This is a genomic window from Mycobacterium sp. DL99 (assembly GCF_004762045.1).
Classification (GTDB): domain Bacteria; phylum Actinomycetota; class Actinomycetes; order Mycobacteriales; family Mycobacteriaceae; genus Mycobacterium.
In genome coordinates, this window is sequence record NZ_SJOM01000007.1 from 5,557,600 (window position 1) to 5,574,049 (window position 16,450).

Below are 16,450 nucleotides of genomic sequence, written 5' to 3' on the forward strand. Positions count from 1 at the left end.
CCGGGGCGCCGGACCGGGTCAGGCCGAGACGGTGCGAAGCGAGGCCGGCAGGCTGGGCAGGAAATGCCGGGTGGCGAAGGCCCGGAGATCCTCGGGGGTGTCGAGAGGTTCGACGCTGGGCAGCAGGAGCACCATCCCCGCGTAACGCAGGATGGTGTCGGCCAGGTCGTTGACCGTGTGCTCCCCTATCCGTTCGGCGAACCCGGCCGGGAAGATCACCTTGAGCGCCGCGGCCATCCGCTCGATCGCCGCGCCGTAGTGGGTGTGCAGCATCTCCATCACCAGGGCCGGTTCATCGGCGATCATCTGGTTGAGCACATGGTGACGACGGAACTTCAGGATCGACAGCGTGAACGCCTCGACGTAGTAATTCGATTGCGGTCCAGCATTTTTCAACTCGTCGGCGATATCGGAGAACAACGCGACGTTCTCCCGTTCGATCACCGCCGCGACCAGCTCGTCGCGGTTGGCGAACCTGCGGTAGATCGTGGTGCGGCTGACCCCGGCCCGGCGCGCGACGTCGTCGAGCGCGACCCGGCGTAGACCGTGCCGCTCGAACTCGACGAGCGCCGCGTCCAGGATCCCAGTCACCGAATCAGCCACCGCCGCGGGCGACGAATCAGGCCTGGGCATAGCCCTTTTGCGCAAATTTGTTGTAGCGCACGCTCATCGGTAGATGGTCCCACACCCAGTTCACCGGGCGGGACCGCCAGAACGCCGCGAACCGCTGGTAGTTGCGTTCCTGACGTTCACTCCACGGCAGGTTCAGCAGGTCACGGGCACGTGGCGGCATACCGCCGGTCGTAATGAACGCGGCTACCGGATTGAACACCGGCGCGGCCAGCTTCCAGGCCAGCGGCGACACCGCCTTGGGCCGCGGGAATCCCTTGGTGACGTACCCGATGCCGTACTGCGCAGTCTTGTGGGCGACGACGATCTCGTTCATCATCCGGTCCCAGTACTGCCCGAACTCAGCGTAGGTGGCCGGCATCGCGCGGTCGCTGACGCCGTAGCGGCGGTACCAGGTCTTGGACTCCAGGTAGATCTGTTCCTTCTCGGCGTCGCTGAGCCGCTTGACGAAGGTATCGGCGAAATACAGCACCTGCTCGACGAAGGTGGCGTGCGCCCAGAAATACGTCTCGGGGTCCAGGGCGTGATAGCGCGCGCCGTCAGGCATCTCACCCTTGATGTCGCGGTGGTAGTCGCGCACCTGCTGTCCACGGTTGTCATCATCGGTGCCGTAGACGGTCATGTAGATCGGAGGCAACGACCGCTTGACGCGGGCGGCGGTGTCGGAGAAGAACACCGAATGGTCCAGCACCCCCTGGCCAAGCTCGGCCAGCATGTTCTGCAGGACGGCGGGCCGCGGCCCGATCAGGTACATCCGGTTGTCGCCGAAGTACTTCCAGACCAGCGATTGCGGCCCCAGGGGCAGGGCGTCGGTCTGCTGAGGCTGCTCGGCCAATTCGGTCATGGACACAGTGTTACAGATTTCGCACTTTGTACCAACAGGTCTGTGACCGGGGTCACCGACGAGGTGGGAGGCGTTATCGCGCTGTTGCCGGACCGTGGCCCGCGCTGAGACCCATAGTTGGAATGATGCGCAGGTGACCTCGCTGACCCGCCGCGACGCGCTGCGCCTAGGCGTCACCGGTGCCGGTGCCGCGGGACTGATGACACTGGGCAGCCTGCTCGGTCCGGCTACGCCCCGAGCGTCTCCGAGCCCCAACCAAACGGCCTCCGCGGGCGCCCCGTTGCCGACCCGCGATTCGGGGTCGTTCACCTCCGCGGCCCGCGGCGGTGTCGAAACCAACTGGATCATCGCCCGCCCGCCGGGCCAGCACGGCCCATTGCGTCCGGTGATCGCCCTGCACGGGATGGACAACGATGCCGCCGGTGTGATGAACCTGGGAATCCCGGAAGCGCTGGCCCAGCTGACCGCGGCAGGCCGGCCGCCGTTCGCCGTGGTCAGTGTGGACGGCGGCAACTCGTTCTGGCGCCGTCGAGCGTCTGGTGGGGACTCCGGGGCGATGGTGCTCAACGAACTGATCCCGATGCTGGCCACCAAGGGCATCGACACCTCGCGAGTGGCCTTCATGGGCTGGTCGATGGGCGGCTACGGCGCCATGCTGTTGGGTGCCAGACTCGGTGCCGCGCGCACCGCGGCGGTCTGCGCAATCAGCCCGGCGCTGTACCTGACGTACTGGGGCGCGCCGCCCGACGCCTTCGACAGCCTCGAAGACTGGCAGCAGAACTCAGCGCTGAGGCTGCTGCCCGCGCTGGGGTCGATCCCGCTACGCATCGACTGCGGCACCGGGGACGGGTTTTACGCCGCGACCCGAATGTTCGTCAACCAACTGCCCAAGACCCCAGCCGTCGGCTTCTACCCCGGCGGCCACGATCAGGACTTCTGGCGCGCGCACCTGTCCGATGAGCTGGCCTGGCTCGATTCCTGAACCGCGCCTTGGGCTCTCACCCCCAGGTGAGCGGATCCAGTGCGAGGTAGAACCGCAGCCGGTCCTCATCTATCGCCGCCGGATAGCCCGCGGCCAGACCTGCCGCGGCGTCCTCGGCGAAGCCGGGAAAGGTGTCGGCTGTGTTCGCCGACAGCAACGCCAGATCAGCGTGGCGGTCGGCGAGACCCAGGCGACCGAAGTCGACGAATCCCTCGACGGTGAGCCGGTCGGGGTCGATCAGGATGTTGGGCAGACACAGGTCGCCGTGGCACACCACGAGATCGGCGGCCTCCTGGCGGCGACGCAGGTCGGCCTCGCGTTCGACGCGCATGAGCAACTCGGCGGCCGGAACGTCCCGGTCCTCGTCGCGCAGAAACTCAGGGTTGACCGCGCCCGCGGCGACGACGGAGCTGGCCCGCGACAGCATGTCGTCGAGGTCGCGACGATACGGACAATCGTCGACGGCGATGCCGTGCAAGGAGCGGACTGCCTCCACCACGGCGGGCCACACCGACCGAAGCTCCGCTTCCGTGAGCCCATCGGCCCCGACGCCGGCGACGGCACTGGTGACCAGGCAGGCACCGCCGTCCTCGGTGGCGCCCCAGTCGATCACCGCCGGTGCCGGCACACCGTGATCGTGCGCCCACGACACCCGGTCCCGCTCGGCAGCCAGTTCGGTCACCGCCGCCGGGCCGACCATCTTCGCGAATCTGGAACCGTCCGCACTACGGAACACAGCGGCACCGGATTCACCGCGCGAAACGGGATGCCAGCCGGTCACGGGATCAGCGGCGCAACCGGGCGACGCCCAGCACGGTCAGCACGCCCGCCAGACCCGCGAGCACCAGTGCCAGCACCAGCAGTGGCGCCGAATAGCTGACCGCGGTGGTGGCCGGTTCACCGTCGAGCACGGGCGCCACCTCGATCGTCGTTGTCGCAGCGATCCAGCTCAACACACAGCCCACCGCAGCAACGGCGGCCACGATGAACTCCAGCACGGCCCGGCGCTTCACGATGTGCGCTCCTCGACCAGCGGCGTCAGCGCTTCCCGCAGCTTCCGGTGCTTGCGCGCCCAGGCCTGGGCGGTACGCGCGCCGGTGAGCTTGAGCCCGATGCCGGTGCGGCCCCGTGGCATCCCGGACAGTTCCCCGAGGGCACGGGCCGACTGCCATTTCGGGGCCTCCGAGCCCGAGGCTTCGGGGTAGATCAGCACGATCTCGTCGATCTTGAGGATCTCGGCGCCCTGTCGCAGGGCGTCGGCGGTCAACTCGACCGAGGTGTGGATGCGCGCAGCCTTGATCTGGATGGCCACGAACCCCGACACCAGCACCAGGAACAGGATCGGAATCCACAGGTCGTAGCCGTATCCGCCGGTCATCTGCAGAATCGCCATGCCGATACCGGCGAACGGCCCCAACAGGAGCCAGGCCCAGCTGGCGCCCTGCTCGTAGAACAGCACCTCGGAGGCAACTTTGCTCACCGGTTCACTCTCCATCGTCACCCCTCCGCAATGGCAGCACGCTCAGCCCGGTACCCACGATGAGCGGGAGCAGCGAGACCAGCACGAGAATGTTGAGGCCGGTCAACAGCACCAGGACCACGATAGCCAGCGACAATGCGATCGCCGCGCGGCGGTAGCGCGGATCATCGGAGCGGCTGCGGCCCGCCAGAAAAGCCATCCCGAGTCCGGCGAGCGCGACGAGCGCTCCGATCCCGCGGTACAACATCGCGTTACCGCCGGGTGGGCTTGCCGAGACTGCGAGCATCCCCCCGGCGATCAACAGCACCGCGCCGACGAGCCAGCAACTGAACACGATGGTCGCGCGGCGCGACGCTGGTAATGAGGACATTGTCGGGAAGCGTAGCCAATCAGTGGGTGAAGAAACCGTCGGCGTCCTTGCGGTGCAGCAGGTACAGCCCACCCGCGATCAGCACCGATCCGACGATCGCGGTCACGGCGTAGCCCACCGCGGCCGCATCTTGGCGTTCGCCGGTCAGCAGGCTGCTGATCGCGTGCAGGACCGAGACGATCCCGCCGCTGGTCAGCAGGGTGCGGGCCCAGCGATATCCCTGGCGCATCAACAGCAGGAATGCCACCACGATCGAGGACAGCACGATCAGGAACATCACCGAGAAGACGATGGTCATCGACCGCTGCACACCACTGCCGGATCCGGTGAGCGCGTCGATCAGATACCCCACCACCATGAGCACCAGGGCGGCGGTCCACAACCAGAAACCGGTGTCGACGTCCTCGGGACGGCCGGTCGGGCCCTGCTGCTGCTCGGTCACCTGTTCCGTCACGCAAGCCAGCCGGCCACATCGGCCGCCCAATAGGTCAGCACGATGTCGGCGCCGGCCCGCCGGATCCCGATCAGCGACTCCAGCGCCGCCGCCTCCAGATCGATCCAGCCATTGGCGGCGGCCGCACAGATCATCGAGTACTCGCCCGAAATCTGATATGCCGCAACGGGTACCGGCGAGATATCGGCAGCGGCGCGCACCACGTCCAGGTAGCTCATCGCGGGCTTGACCATCACCATGTCGGCGCCCTCGTCGATGTCGAGCTCGACCTCGTGCACGGCTTCCCGGATGTTGCCCGCATCCTGTTGGTAGGTACGACGATCCCCGACCAGACTGGACGACACCGCTTCGCGGAACGGGCCGTAGAACGCCGAGGCGAACTTGGCCGCGTAGGCCAGGATGGCGACGTCGGTGTGGCCGGCCGCATCCAGCCCGTCACGGATGGCGGCCACCTGGCCGTCCATCATGCCGCTGGGGCCGAGCACATGTGCACCCGATTCCGCTTGCGCCACGGCAAGTTCCACGTAACGCAGGTTGGTTGCGTCGTTGTCTACCCGGCCCGCGGCATCCAGCACGCCGCAGTGCCCGTGGTCGGTGAACTCATCGAGGCAGGTGTCGGCCATCAGCACCGTGGCGTCGCCGAGGTCCTTGGCCAGATCACGCAGCGCCACGTTGAGGATGCCTTCGGGATCGATGCCCACGGCACCGGTCGGATCCTTGTCCTCGTCGCGGGGCACGCCGAACAGCATCAGCCCGCCCACACCCGCGGCCACCGCGTCGGCGGCCGCCTGGCGTAACGAATCCCTGGTGTGTTGCACCACGCCCGGCATCGAGGAGATCGGGCGCGGTGCGTCAATACCGTCGGCGACGAACATCGGCAGCACCAGATGGCGCGGCTCCAAAGAGGTTTGGGCCACGAGCCGACGCATCGCCGGCGTGGACCGCAGCCGACGTGGACGATGCCTCGGGTAAACCATGGCAAGCTCCTTCTGCGCTTCTCCGCGAAACTGTATTCCAGAAGGAAGAGTTCGAGAGCGGCCCTGCTGGAATACCGTTTCGGCGGGTGTTTACCTGCGGCGGCTCTTCTTGCGCGGCGGGGGCAGCGCCCCCTCTGCCCGCAGACGGGCAGCATGCTCGGCGAGCGCATCGACCAGCGGTCCCACCGCGGCCGACTCGGGCTGCACATCCACCCGCAGGCCGAATTCCGCTGCGGTTTCAGCGGTCTTGGGTCCGATGCAGGCCACGATGGTCCGGGCATGCGGCTTGCCGGCGATACCGACCAGGTTGCGCACCGTCGAGCTCGAGGTGAAGCAGACCGCGTCGAAACCGCCGGTCTTGATCATCTCGCGGGTCTGCGCCGGCGGCGGAGCCGCACGCACGGTGCGGTAGGCGGTGACGTCCTCGATCTCCCAGCCGCGTTCGCGCAGGCCCTCGGCCAGCGTCTCGGTGGCGATGTCGGCACGCGGCAGCAGCACGCGGTTCACCGGATCGAAAACCTCGTCGAACGGCGGGAACTCATCGAGCAGGCCGAGCGAGGACTGCTCCCCCGACGGCACCAGCTCGGGGTTGATGCCGAACGCCCGCACCTTGTCGGCGGTGGCCTGTCCGACGCACGCGATCTTCACACCCGAGAACGCCCGTGCGTCCAGGCCGAATTCGTTGAACTTCTCCCAGACCGCGCGCACGGCGTTGGTCGAGGTGAACACCACCCACTGGAACCGACCGTCGACCAGACCCTTGACCGCGCGCTCCATCTGCGCGGGGCTGCGCGGGGGCTCGACGGCGATGGTCGGGACCTCGATCGGCAGGGCGCCGTGGCCCACGAGCCGGTCGCTCATCTCGCCGGCCTGATCCTTGGTGCGCGGCACCAGCACGGTCCAGCCGTACAGGGCACGGCTCTCCCACCAGTTCAGCTTGGCCCGGTTGGCCACGGTCTTGCCGATGGTGACGACCAGCGGCCCCACCAGAGGTCCGACCAGCTCGCTTCCGGCCGGCTTCTCCAGCGTGGCCTTGTCGAGCAGCCCACCGAGCGTGGTCTCCACCGACCGCTGCTGACAGGTGGTGCCGCTCGCGGTCACCACCGCCGGGGTGCTGTCGACCAGCCCCTGCTCGATCAGGGTGCGTGCGGCATCCGGCAGGTGCGACGCGGTCGCGTGCAGGATCAGCGGCCCGGGAGCGGCGGCCAACGCCGCCCAGTCCACGTCGCCGCGGACATCGGCCACGGTGTGCGACGAACCGAGCGGCAGGCCCGCGTAGGTGGGCACCGCACTGGTGGCGGGCAACCCGGGGACGATCTCGAAGTTCACATGGGACTTGGCCAGTGCACCGATCTCGGTGATGACGGCGTCGACCGACAGCGGGTCACCCGCGACCAGGCGCACCACGTCGTAGCCGTGGCGAGCCTCGGCGACCAGCGTCTTGGCCACCTCGGCGGGGTCGCCGAGCGCCGGACGGACCTCGGGTCCACCCGCGATGACCGCGGCCTGTGCAGCGTCGGATGTTCCGGCGGCATCGGCGTCGGCCGTGTCACCGGCGGCAGCGTCGGCCTTGGCCGGCGCAGCCGGGGCCGGGCCGGACGCCGGCGGCAGCTCGGTGCCGATCAGCGCCAACACGGCTTCGGGTACGTCAGGATCGGTGAACACCAACTCGGCGTGCGCCAGCACGGTTTGTGCCCGTGCCGTCAGCAGCCCCGGATCTCCCGGGCCTGAGCCCACAAATGTGATGCGGCCGGGCTTCGCCTTGCGACCTCGCATGGTCATTCTTCACTCCCGCGCTCTACCAACAGCTCGCGTGCACCCAGCTCGAAAAGCTCCGCGGCCACCGAGACACCCAAGTCGGCGGCCCGATCGGGAGTTCCGATACCGGACGCACGAATCACGTCGGATCCGTCCAGCGTCGCTACGCAGCCGCGCAACGACAGCTCCTCGAAGACATTGCCGTCCTCATCGATCGACTCGACCACTTCTGCGATCGCGCCAACCGGTGCGGAACAGCCCGCCTCCAGTTCGGCGAGCAGGATCCGTTCGGCGGTGACCGCGGCGCGCGTATCGGCGTCGTCCAACTCCGACAGCACCGAAATCAGCTCGGTGTCGCCGGAGCGGCACTCCACCGCGAGCGCACCTTGAGCCGGTGCTGGCAACATCTGCACCGGCTCGAGCGACTCGGTGACTACATCGAGTCGTCCGATACGGGCAAGACCCGCGCGGGCGACCACGATGGCGTCGAGATCACCGCTCGTAACCCTGTTCAACCTGGTATCTAGGTTGCCTCGTAGGGGGCGGATTTCCAAACCGAGACCCAGTGCTCTAAGCTGCGCGGCCCGTCGCGCACTCGATGTGCCGATCACGGACCCCGCCGGCAACTCGCCGAGCACCAATCCGTCACGCGCCACCAGCGCGTCACGGGGGTCCTCACGGCGCGGCACGGCGGCGATCACGAACCGATCGTCACGTGCGGTGGGCAAATCTTTGTAGGAGTGCACGGCCATGTCCACCCGGCCGTCGTGGATCGCCTCCCGGAGCGCCGCGGTGAAGACCCCGACACCGATGTCGGCGATGGGGCCCTGGTTGCGGTCGCCCTCGGTGGAGATGATCACCAGCTCGCAGGCATGCCCGGCCGCCCGCATAGCGTCCCTGATGGTGCCGGCCTGCGTGGTCGCCAGCAGGCTACCCCGGGTGCCGATCCGGATTACCGTATCGCGCGTTTTTACCAAAACCTACTCAGACTTATCGAGATCTGTTGTCATGAAGGGCAATTCGCTGGCCGCCACAGCTTCGACGGCCTGCGGATCGAGTTCGAACAGCTCACGCAGGGCTTCTGCGTAGCTGTCCCCGCCAGGCGCGCTGGCGAGTTGTTTCACCCGCACCGTGGGTGCGTGCAAAAGCTTGTCGACGACGCGGCGGACCGTCTTGGCCACCTCGTCGCGGTGCGTCGCGTCCAGCCCGGGCAGCCGGTTGTCCAGGCGCAGCAGCTCGGCCTCGACCACGTCGGCGGCGCGCTGCCGCAGCGCGGTGACGGTCGGGGTGACCTCGGCCATCCGCTGGCCGGCCAGGTAGTTGGCAACCTCGGTGGCGACGATCGTGCGGGCCGCGTCGGCATCGGTGGCCGCCGCACGCGCCGACGGTTCCCGCTGGATCCGGTCCATGTCGACCACCCAGACACCGGGCAGCCCGGCCACCGCCGGATCCACGTCACGCGGCATGCCGAGGTCGCAGATCACCAACTGCCGGTCGCCGCCGGCGGCAGCATTTCGCTGCGCCAGGGCGTGGTGCACGTCGGCCAGCGACACCACCGGACGTACCGCCCCGGTGCTGCTGACCACGACATCGGCGTCGGCCAGAGCCTCCGACAGATCGTCCAGAGAAAAGGCCTGCGCCTGCACACCCTGCTCGGTGAGGTTGGCGGCGAGGCGCTCAGCGCGCGGCAGCGAGCGGTTCACCACGTGGACCCGCTCGATTCCGGCCCGCACCAGGTGCGCGCCGGCCAGCGCGCCCATCGAGCCCGCGCCGATCACGGCTGCGGTGCGCCCGGCGAGCCCGCCGGTGAGTTTGGTCTCGGCCATGCCGAGGGCGACCGACACCACGGATGCGCCCGCGGCGTCGATCCCGGTCTCGGAGTGCACCCGCTTGCCGACATTGAGGGCGCGTTGAGCCAGTTCATGGAGGGTGCGCCCGACGGTCTGGTGCTCTTCGGCCGACGAATAGGCGCGACGCACCTGCCCCAGCACCTGGGCTTCACCGATGACGGCCGAATCCAGGCCGCTGGTCACCGCGAACAGATGTTCGACGGCGGCCTCGGCGTAGCGCACATAGGCGTATTTGGTGAGATCGTTGAGCGACATGCCGGAGTGATCGGACAGCACCTGCCCGATGATCGACAGGCCACCGTGGAAGGCCTCGACCACGGCATAAATCTCGACGCGGTTGCAGGTCGACAAGACCATGGCCTCGGTGACCAACGAGGATCGAAGGACCTCGTCGATGATCTTGGCCTGATCCGACTCGTCAGTGCTCAACTGCTCGAGAACAGACACCGGCGCGCTGCGGTGCGAAACCCCGAATAGCAGCACACTCACGGCTTCATCACCACGTCACCAAGGTAATCGTTTCCCGCCCGCCCACCAAATTTCATCTGGCGGCGTCATCTGCTGGGGACGTCGGCCCGAAGGGCCTGCTCGTCGACATCCCAGTAACTGTGTTCGGTCCCGTTCAGCAAAATCACCGGTAACAGATCGCCGTACCGGGCCCGCAGTGTCGTGTCCCCGGCGGCGGCTGCCACGTCGACGTCGGTGTTCACCAGGTCGAAGTCCAGTTCCTCGCGCAACGCGGCCAGCTGCCGGGCCGCCTTTTCGCACATACCGCACCCGGCCCGGGTCAGCAACGTCACAGTGGCTCGACCGCCGCTACCCGCCTGCTCGCGCTCCACACCGCCAGTATCCCGGCCCGGTGACCTAGGGTGAATTCGTGTCCGAATCCGGTAGTGCCGATGCGCTCGAACAGGAGCTTGCCGCCGAGGCCGGCGCCGAACTCGCTGTCACCGAGCTCGAGTCCGACACCGAGCCCGCCGGGGCACCGGCGCCGCCCCCCGATCTGACGGCCGCGGCGTTCTTCGACGTCGACAACACCCTGGTCCACGGATCGTCGCTGGTGCACTTTGCCCGCGGCCTGGCCGCCCGCAAGTACTTCACCTACCGCGACATCCTCGGCATCGCCTACGCGCAGGCCAAGTTCCAGTTCACCGGCAAGGAGAACAGCGACGACGTCGCCGAGGGCAAGCAAAAGGCCCTGGCGTTCATCGAGGGTCGCTCCACCGCCGAGCTCGTCGAACTCGGCGAGGAGATCTACGACGAGATCATCGCCGACAAGATCTGGCCGGGAACCCGGGCGCTGGCCCAGATGCACCTGGACGCCGGTCAGCAGGTGTGGCTGGTCACCGCGACCCCCTATGAGCTGGCCGCCACGATCGCGCGGCGCCTGGGGCTGACGGGCGCGCTGGGCACGGTGGCCGAGTCGGTCGACGGGGTGTTCACCGGCCGGCTGGTCGGCGACATCCTGCACGGCACCGGCAAGGCCCATGCGGTGCGATCGCTGGCCATCCGAGAAGGGCTGAACCTGCGCCGGTGCACGGCCTATTCGGACAGCTTCAACGACGTGCCGATGCTGTCGCTGGTCGGTACCGCGGTGGCGATCAACCCCGACGCCGCCCTGCGCGATGTGGCCAGGGAACGGGGCTGGGAGATCCGCGATTTCCGCACCGCACGCAAGGCGGCGCGCATCGGCGTGCCGTCGGCACTGGCCCTCGGGGCGCTGGGCGGCGCACTGGCGGCCGCCGCGTCCCGCCGCCACGACATTCGCTGAGCGGGTGTCCCGCGCTGATAAGCTGCCGCGGCGGGCCGCGCCAGCGGGCCCCCGCAGCCATGCACGTTTGTGCGCACCGCGCACCGCATACCGAACAGCGCAGGGAACATGAGCATCGCCGCAAACATCATCGGGACTCACTACCGGTACCCCGACTACTTCGAGGTCGGCCGGGAGAAGGTCCGCGAGTTCGCCCGCGCGGTCAAGGACGAGCATCCGGCGCTCTATGACGCCGAGGCTGCCAAGGAATACGGCTACGACTCGGTCGTGGCCTCGGTGACGTTCCTGGCGGTGGCCGGCCGGCGTGTCCAGCTGGAGCTGTTCGACAAGTTCGACATCCCGATCAACCTGGAGCGCGTGCTGCACCGCGACCAGAAGCTGATCTTCCACCGCCCGATCCTGGTCGGCGACAAGCTGTGGTTCGACTCGTACCTGGACTCGGTCATCGAGTCGCACGGCACCGTGATCGCCGAGGTCCGGGCCGAGGTCTCCGACGACGACGGCAACCCGGTTGCCACCAGCATCGTCACCATGCTCGGCGAGGCGGCCATCGACGAGGCCGACGAGATCAGTTCACAGATCGCCGCGGCCCGCGATGCCGCGATCGCCAAGATGGTTGCTGGGCAAAAGTCCGGCGCCTGATTTTCCCTTCCGCGAGAAGACATGAAACTGCCCCTTTTCACACGAAAAGGGGCAGTTTTGTGTCTGCTGGCCGGGAGAAGGTAAGGCGAAAACCTCAGCCGAAGAACATGTTTCGGCGCCCCGCCAGCAGCTGATAGAGCGTGTGCTGGATGGTCTCGCGGACCTGATCGGTGAGCTCGAAGGTGATCATCGGGTCGTCGGCGGCGCCCTCTTCGTAATCGGCCGTCTCGATCGGCTCGCCGAACTGGATGTGCCACTTCGACGGCAACGGCACCAGCCCGAGCGGGCCGGCCAACGGGAACAGCGGGGTCACCGGGAAGTACGGCAGACCGAGCAACCGGGCCAGCAGCTTGACGTCGGCCATCATCGGGTAGATCTCCTCCGACCCGACGATCGAGCACGGCACGATCGGCGCCTGCGCCCGCAGAGCTGCGGAAACGAACCCGCCACGGCCGAACCGCTGCAGCTTGTACCGGTCCTTGAAGTTCTTGCCAAGCCCCTTGAAGCCTTCGGGGAACACGGCGGTGAGCTCGCCGTTGGCGAGCAGTCGGTGCGCGTCGGTGGCGCAGGCCATGGTGTGCCCGGCTTTGCGCGCGGCCGCACCGACCATCGGCAGATCGAAGACCAGGTCCGCGGCCAGCAGACGCAGATCCCGGTGTCCGGGATGGTGATCGTGCACGGCCACCTGAGTCATCAGCCCGTCGAAGGGCAGCACCCCGGCGTGGTTGGCCACCACGAGCGCCGCGCCACTTTCGGGCAGGTTCTCGATGCCGGACACCTCGACCCGGAACCAGGACCTGAAAAACGTTCTCAGCAAAGGCAAGAAGATTGCGTTGGTGATGTGCGGATCGAACCCGAAATCGTCCACCGGGTACTCACCGGTCATCCGGGTGCGGACGAATTCAGAGACCGCCGCGATGCCCTTGACGAGTTCGCTGGGGCCGTCGTCGGCCGGCGAGTGACCCGAGGCGCTGCTGCGCCGCTGATCGATCTCCCGGACTACCGCGGCGATCTGCTCGGCCGAGGCCCGACTACCCGGATCGGCCAGGACAGATGGGTGCCTGCGGGCACTGTCGGACCGGGCCGCCGCCCGGCGCGCAGCGGAGGCACGGCTCGAGTTCCCATGCAGCGGAATAACTTTCGCCTTGGATTCAGCCGCCACGTCGATACCTTCTCCCACCCCGGATAGAGCCAGTCCTAATATCCCAAACGCTGCGCCACCCCCGCGGCGCGACTCTCCATTGAGCGTACCCATCGCGGATCAAGTATCGGTGTCAATCCGCGACCACGGACGTAGTCGTCGAATGCCTCGGCGGTCGTCCACTTGGGACTGTAACCCAGATCCCTGTGCATTCGCGTAGTGTCCATGACCCGGCCGTAGCTCAGATAGTTCATCTGATCGCGGTCGAGTTCGGTGTAACGCGTTGCGCGACTGAGTGAATTGATCGCCGACAACGCCCCGCGCGGGACGGGAAGCCGGACACGCCCCGACCGCCGGATTGCCTGGCTCATCATGATGATGCCCGAGGCGCCGACGTTGAATGTGCCCGCCTTGCCGGCCATGGTCGCACGCTCCAGGGCGCCGAGGGCGTCCTGTTCGTGCAACAACTGCAGCCGTGCGTCGTGGCCGACCAACGACGGGACCACCGGCCCCGCCAGATACCGCGACAAGGCGGTATCCATGGCCGGCCCGATCATATTGGCCAGCCGAAGGATGGTCACGCCGATGTCCGGACGACGCCGGGCCAGGCCGCGGGCATAGCCCTCGATGTCCATGCTGTCGCGGGCGAACCCGTCACCCGGCGGACGCCGGGCGCTGCTCTCCTCGCTGAACATCACCGGATCACGGGAGCTCGAGCCGTACACCTCTGAGGTGGACTTGAGCACGACCCGACGGACCGACGGCGCCTTCTGGCAGGCCGCGAACAGTTGGATCGCGCCCATCACGTTGAGTTCCTTCAACGTGGCGCGCCCTCCGGACCGCGGCGCGTAGGACGCCGCCGCGGCATGCACGACGGTGTCCACATTCCCGTTTCGGATCACCTTGGCGATAAACGGGTTGCGGATGTCGGCCCGGACGAACTCGGCCCGCCCCATCCGACGCATGAGGTCCTTGCTCGGCACCACCGCATCCACGGCGATGACATGCTCGATCGACGGGTTCTGTGCCAGCCTGGCGGTCAGATAACCACCGAGGAACCGGCACGCACCCGTGACCAGAACCACTTTCGGAGCGGGCGCCGCACTTGCGGACTGCGTTCCACCGGAAGAGTCCGCGCCAGACGACCCGGGGACTCCCGTCGGGCGTCCCCCCGAACGACCATCAGAATCCATCGGCTCAGCCTAGCGGCTGCAGCGGAAGGCTACTTGCCAAGCTTTCTACGCTGCACCCGAGTACGGCGAAGCAGCTTGCGGTGCTTCTTCTTCGACATACGCTTACGCCGCTTCTTGATGACTGAGCCCATAAAGTCTGGTGTCTCCGCTACTCACGCTGGATGGTTGACCCGGTCACTTTACCCGGGCCGACCACCGAAACGGAAAACGCCAGCCTGCTCAGGCCCACCCAGACCGCTGCGGCGTGTGCCTAACCGGCGTCGAAGTACGAAGACTCCAGCAGATCGTGGACCGCCTTCGCGTGGACCCGGAACGATCGACCCACTCGCACCGCTGGCAGTTCACCGTTGTGCACCAACCGGTACACCGTCATCTTCGAGACCCTCATCAAGCTCGCCACTTCGGCGACCGTCAGAAATTGAGCTCGAGGCTGACCGTCGCCAGCATCCCGCGCCGATGGCCCGTTCATAGACGTCATCGCAACCCAATCAATCAGGCACAGGCAGTTCCAGCGGCTTCCCCACCGCTGGCACCGACCCGCGCATACAAAGGGAGAATAGCGTGGCGGGTGGGGTTACTGCGACGGGTGTGGGCTAATCAGTTGGAATTAATCTAATTACTCAGATGTAATTCCGAGCTGCTCAGAGCGCGTTTTCGCGGCCTGAACGGCATTGGAGACCGCGGTCCGCAGTCCCCCACGCTCCAGTTCCCGCAGCCCAGCGGCCGTAGTCCCGGCCGGCGACGTCACCATCGCCCGCAATTGGGCCGGTGTGGTGTCCAGCGCGGCGCCTCCGGCCGCGTTCACCTCATCGAGGCGCTCCAGCAGCATCGCCGCCGAACCGGCCATCGTCTGCACCGCCAGATCGGTCGCCACGGCACGCGACAGGCCCGATTCCACGGCCGCATCCACCAAGGCCTCGACCATCAGGAAGAAGTACGCCGGGCCCGAGCCGGAAACCGCGGTCACCGCGTCCAGCTGCGACTCGGCGACGGTGATCACGCCACCGACCGCATCGAAGATCGACGAGACCGCCTTGAGCTGATCAGCGGTCGCGAACCGGCCCGGCGCCAAGGCGCTCACCCCGCCGCCGACCACGATCGGAGAGTTGGGCATGACGCGGATCACCGGCGATCCGGCCGGCAGCTTGTTCTCGTAGTACGACGTGGCCACACCCGCGGCGATGGAGACGAACACCTGCTCGGCGGTGTCGCTGTCGGCGCGAACCGCCGCCTCGGCGATCTCGTCGATCACTTTCTCGACATCGCCAGGTTTGACCGCGATGACCACGTAGGTGGCGTTCTCGGCGGCAGCGACGACCGAGGTCACCTGCACCGAATACTTCTCTGACAGGTACTTGACCCGGTCCGGGAATTTCTCCGCGACCACCATGTCCTTGACCTGTCTGCCAGCCCGTAACAGCCCCGACAGCAGCGCCTCGCCCATGCTTCCGCCGCCGATTATCGCGATTCTCGACATGGGCGACAGCATTCCATGCCCGCGCGTCAGGGCCGTGTCAGCCCGGCGTGGGCACCATCGCCAACTGCCGCGTCTGCACGATGATCCGGCCCTCGCAGTCGACCACGATGTGGTCCTCGTCGAACCAGTCCTGGCCGATCTGAACCGAGGTGCACATCACCCGCAGCCAGCCATCGGCCGGCAATGCCCGCAGATAGGCCGTCAGCTGGACCGTGGGCGCCCAACCGGTCCGTTCCACGGCAAATGTCACCGGAGCCGACACATCGCCGCAGAGAAGGGCGAACAGCACGTCGGGAGCGACTCCCTTCGGCCGCACCCAGTACTCGAACACAGGTGGACCGCCATCTGTCCGCGGGCCCATGGTGTGCAACGCCGGCCGGATGTCACAGCCGTGCGCCAGGTGCACGATGTGCTCCATCGGATGGCCGGGACCGATCGGCTCCAGACCCGGCGGCGGTTCCGGCGTCATCAACGGCACCACCGGGTTGAACGACAGCAGCGGGGGCACGTGATGTTCGGGCTCGCCGAGGGTCACCGACACCGTGACCGCCGTGCGCTCCCCCTGCCGGAGCTCCACGTCCACCAGACCGATCCGGCGGCCCCGCTTGCGCACCGTGGTGACCACCTGCATCGGACCGGGATCCGGTGCCCAGAGGAAGTTCCCCGACACCGCAAGCGGTTGCGCCGACGTGCCCAACTCGGTGCGGGCGGCCTTGGCGCACAGCGCGAGCATCGCGCCGCCGTGCACCTTCGGCCCGATCGTCCAATGCTCGTTGAGCTCACCTTGATAGACGCCGTCACCGGCCGGCGTCAGCGCCATGGCGTCGGTGAACAGGGTGGAGCCAGTCATGTACGAGTCCTTTTTGCAGGGGCCGGGTCGG

Annotated in this window: 21 protein-coding genes; 3 read left to right on the forward strand and 18 right to left on the reverse strand. The window is 67.4% G+C overall.

Annotated features, from left to right (window positions below; genetic code table 11):
• Nucleotides 1–18 precede the first annotated feature (18 nt).
• Both EYZ64_RS27175 and EYZ64_RS27180 read right to left on the reverse strand, forming a co-directional pair.
• Complete coding sequence (locus EYZ64_RS27175; RefSeq protein WP_135458439.1) at nt 19–633, reverse strand: TetR/AcrR family transcriptional regulator; 615 nt, start codon at nt 631–633, stop codon at nt 19–21.
• Nucleotides 620–1,474: an oxygenase MpaB family protein gene (locus tag EYZ64_RS27180; RefSeq protein ID WP_135458441.1), complete on the reverse strand. Its 855-nt coding sequence runs from the start codon at nt 1,472–1,474 to the stop codon at nt 620–622. The genes EYZ64_RS27175 and EYZ64_RS27180 overlap by 14 nt, the downstream gene beginning before the upstream one ends.
• Before the next feature lie 133 nt (nt 1,475–1,607).
• Here EYZ64_RS27180 and EYZ64_RS27185 point away from each other — a divergent pair, with 133 nt between their 5' ends.
• A complete protein-coding gene (locus EYZ64_RS27185; RefSeq protein WP_135458443.1) occupies nt 1,608–2,456 on the forward strand; it encodes an alpha/beta hydrolase in 849 nt (282 codons plus the stop codon).
• A gap of 16 nt (nt 2,457–2,472) precedes the next feature.
• Here EYZ64_RS27185 and EYZ64_RS27190 read toward each other — a convergent pair whose 3' ends face one another.
• The 10 genes from EYZ64_RS27190 to EYZ64_RS27235 all read right to left on the reverse strand — a co-directional run bounded on the left by EYZ64_RS27190 (nt 2,473) and on the right by EYZ64_RS27235 (nt 10,184).
• The gene (locus EYZ64_RS27190; RefSeq protein WP_135458445.1) at nt 2,473–3,237 is read right to left on the reverse strand and encodes an APH(3'') family aminoglycoside O-phosphotransferase; all 765 of its coding nucleotides are present in this window, start codon (nt 3,235–3,237) and stop codon (nt 2,473–2,475) included.
• Nucleotides 3,238–3,241: 4 nt separating this feature from the next.
• Nucleotides 3,242–3,469 carry a hypothetical protein gene (locus tag EYZ64_RS27195; RefSeq protein ID WP_135458446.1) on the reverse strand — a complete coding sequence of 76 codons (228 nt, stop codon included), beginning with the start codon at nt 3,467–3,469 and terminating at the stop codon, nt 3,242–3,244.
• A complete protein-coding gene (gene mce1N, locus EYZ64_RS27200) occupies nt 3,466–3,951 on the reverse strand; it encodes a transport-regulating membrane protein Mce1N (protein ID WP_135458447.1) in 486 nt (161 codons plus the stop codon). The genes EYZ64_RS27195 and mce1N overlap by 4 nt, the downstream gene beginning before the upstream one ends.
• Nucleotides 3,941–4,306, reverse strand: a complete 366-nt coding sequence (locus tag EYZ64_RS27205; protein WP_135458450.1) for a hypothetical protein — start codon at nt 4,304–4,306, stop codon at nt 3,941–3,943. Before EYZ64_RS27205 ends, mce1N begins: the two co-directional genes overlap by 11 nt.
• A 19-nt stretch (nt 4,307–4,325) precedes the next feature.
• Nucleotides 4,326–4,760 (reverse strand): hypothetical protein, encoded by a 435-nt coding sequence (locus tag EYZ64_RS27210; protein WP_135458452.1) that lies wholly within the window; start codon nt 4,758–4,760, stop codon nt 4,326–4,328.
• Nucleotides 4,757–5,737, reverse strand: coding sequence for a porphobilinogen synthase (gene hemB, locus EYZ64_RS27215; protein ID WP_135458454.1), 981 nt, complete (start codon nt 5,735–5,737; stop codon nt 4,757–4,759). The genes EYZ64_RS27210 and hemB overlap by 4 nt, the downstream gene beginning before the upstream one ends.
• 90 nt (nt 5,738–5,827) lie before the next feature.
• Nucleotides 5,828–7,519: a bifunctional uroporphyrinogen-III C-methyltransferase/uroporphyrinogen-III synthase gene (locus EYZ64_RS27220; RefSeq protein WP_135458456.1), complete on the reverse strand. Its 1,692-nt coding sequence runs from the start codon at nt 7,517–7,519 to the stop codon at nt 5,828–5,830.
• Nucleotides 7,516–8,472, reverse strand: coding sequence for a hydroxymethylbilane synthase (gene hemC, locus EYZ64_RS27225; RefSeq protein ID WP_135458458.1), 957 nt, complete (start codon nt 8,470–8,472; stop codon nt 7,516–7,518). Before hemC ends, EYZ64_RS27220 begins: the two co-directional genes overlap by 4 nt.
• A 3-nt stretch (nt 8,473–8,475) precedes the next feature.
• Nucleotides 8,476–9,834: a glutamyl-tRNA reductase gene (locus tag EYZ64_RS27230; protein ID WP_135458461.1), complete on the reverse strand. Its 1,359-nt coding sequence runs from the start codon at nt 9,832–9,834 to the stop codon at nt 8,476–8,478.
• A gap of 65 nt (nt 9,835–9,899) precedes the next feature.
• A complete protein-coding gene (locus tag EYZ64_RS27235) occupies nt 9,900–10,184 on the reverse strand; it encodes a glutaredoxin family protein (protein ID WP_286175159.1) in 285 nt (94 codons plus the stop codon).
• 38 nt (nt 10,185–10,222) lie between these two features.
• Here EYZ64_RS27235 and EYZ64_RS27240 point away from each other — a divergent pair, with 38 nt between their 5' ends.
• Nucleotides 10,223–11,116 carry an HAD family hydrolase gene (locus EYZ64_RS27240; RefSeq protein WP_135458463.1) on the forward strand — a complete coding sequence of 298 codons (894 nt, stop codon included), beginning with the start codon at nt 10,223–10,225 and terminating at the stop codon, nt 11,114–11,116.
• Nucleotides 11,117–11,224: 108 nt separating this feature from the next.
• A complete protein-coding gene (locus EYZ64_RS27245; RefSeq protein WP_135458465.1) occupies nt 11,225–11,758 on the forward strand; it encodes an FAS1-like dehydratase domain-containing protein in 534 nt (177 codons plus the stop codon).
• Between the two features lie 94 nt (nt 11,759–11,852).
• On the opposite strand, the gene EYZ64_RS27250 is transcribed toward EYZ64_RS27245, so the two are convergent.
• The 6 genes from EYZ64_RS27250 to EYZ64_RS27275 all read right to left on the reverse strand — a co-directional run bounded on the left by EYZ64_RS27250 (nt 11,853) and on the right by EYZ64_RS27275 (nt 16,419).
• The gene (locus EYZ64_RS27250; protein ID WP_135458467.1) at nt 11,853–12,920 is read right to left on the reverse strand and encodes a lysophospholipid acyltransferase family protein; all 1,068 of its coding nucleotides are present in this window, start codon (nt 12,918–12,920) and stop codon (nt 11,853–11,855) included.
• A gap of 35 nt (nt 12,921–12,955) precedes the next feature.
• Nucleotides 12,956–14,092, reverse strand: a complete 1,137-nt coding sequence (locus tag EYZ64_RS27255) for an SDR family oxidoreductase (RefSeq protein WP_210115586.1) — start codon at nt 14,090–14,092, stop codon at nt 12,956–12,958.
• Between the two features lie 29 nt (nt 14,093–14,121).
• On the reverse strand, nt 14,122–14,223 hold the full coding sequence (locus EYZ64_RS27260) for a 30S ribosomal protein bS22 (RefSeq protein ID WP_003402602.1): 102 nt from the start codon (nt 14,221–14,223) through the stop codon (nt 14,122–14,124).
• A 119-nt stretch (nt 14,224–14,342) separates the two neighbouring features.
• The gene (locus EYZ64_RS27265; RefSeq protein ID WP_003882954.1) at nt 14,343–14,570 is read right to left on the reverse strand and encodes a cell division/environmental response transcriptional regulator; all 228 of its coding nucleotides are present in this window, start codon (nt 14,568–14,570) and stop codon (nt 14,343–14,345) included.
• 138 nt (nt 14,571–14,708) lie between these two features.
• Nucleotides 14,709–15,569: a pyrroline-5-carboxylate reductase gene (gene proC, locus EYZ64_RS27270; RefSeq protein ID WP_135458471.1), complete on the reverse strand. Its 861-nt coding sequence runs from the start codon at nt 15,567–15,569 to the stop codon at nt 14,709–14,711.
• A gap of 37 nt (nt 15,570–15,606) precedes the next feature.
• Nucleotides 15,607–16,419, reverse strand: a complete 813-nt coding sequence (locus EYZ64_RS27275; RefSeq protein ID WP_135458473.1) for a thioesterase family protein — start codon at nt 16,417–16,419, stop codon at nt 15,607–15,609.
• Nucleotides 16,420–16,450: the final 31 nt, after the last annotated feature.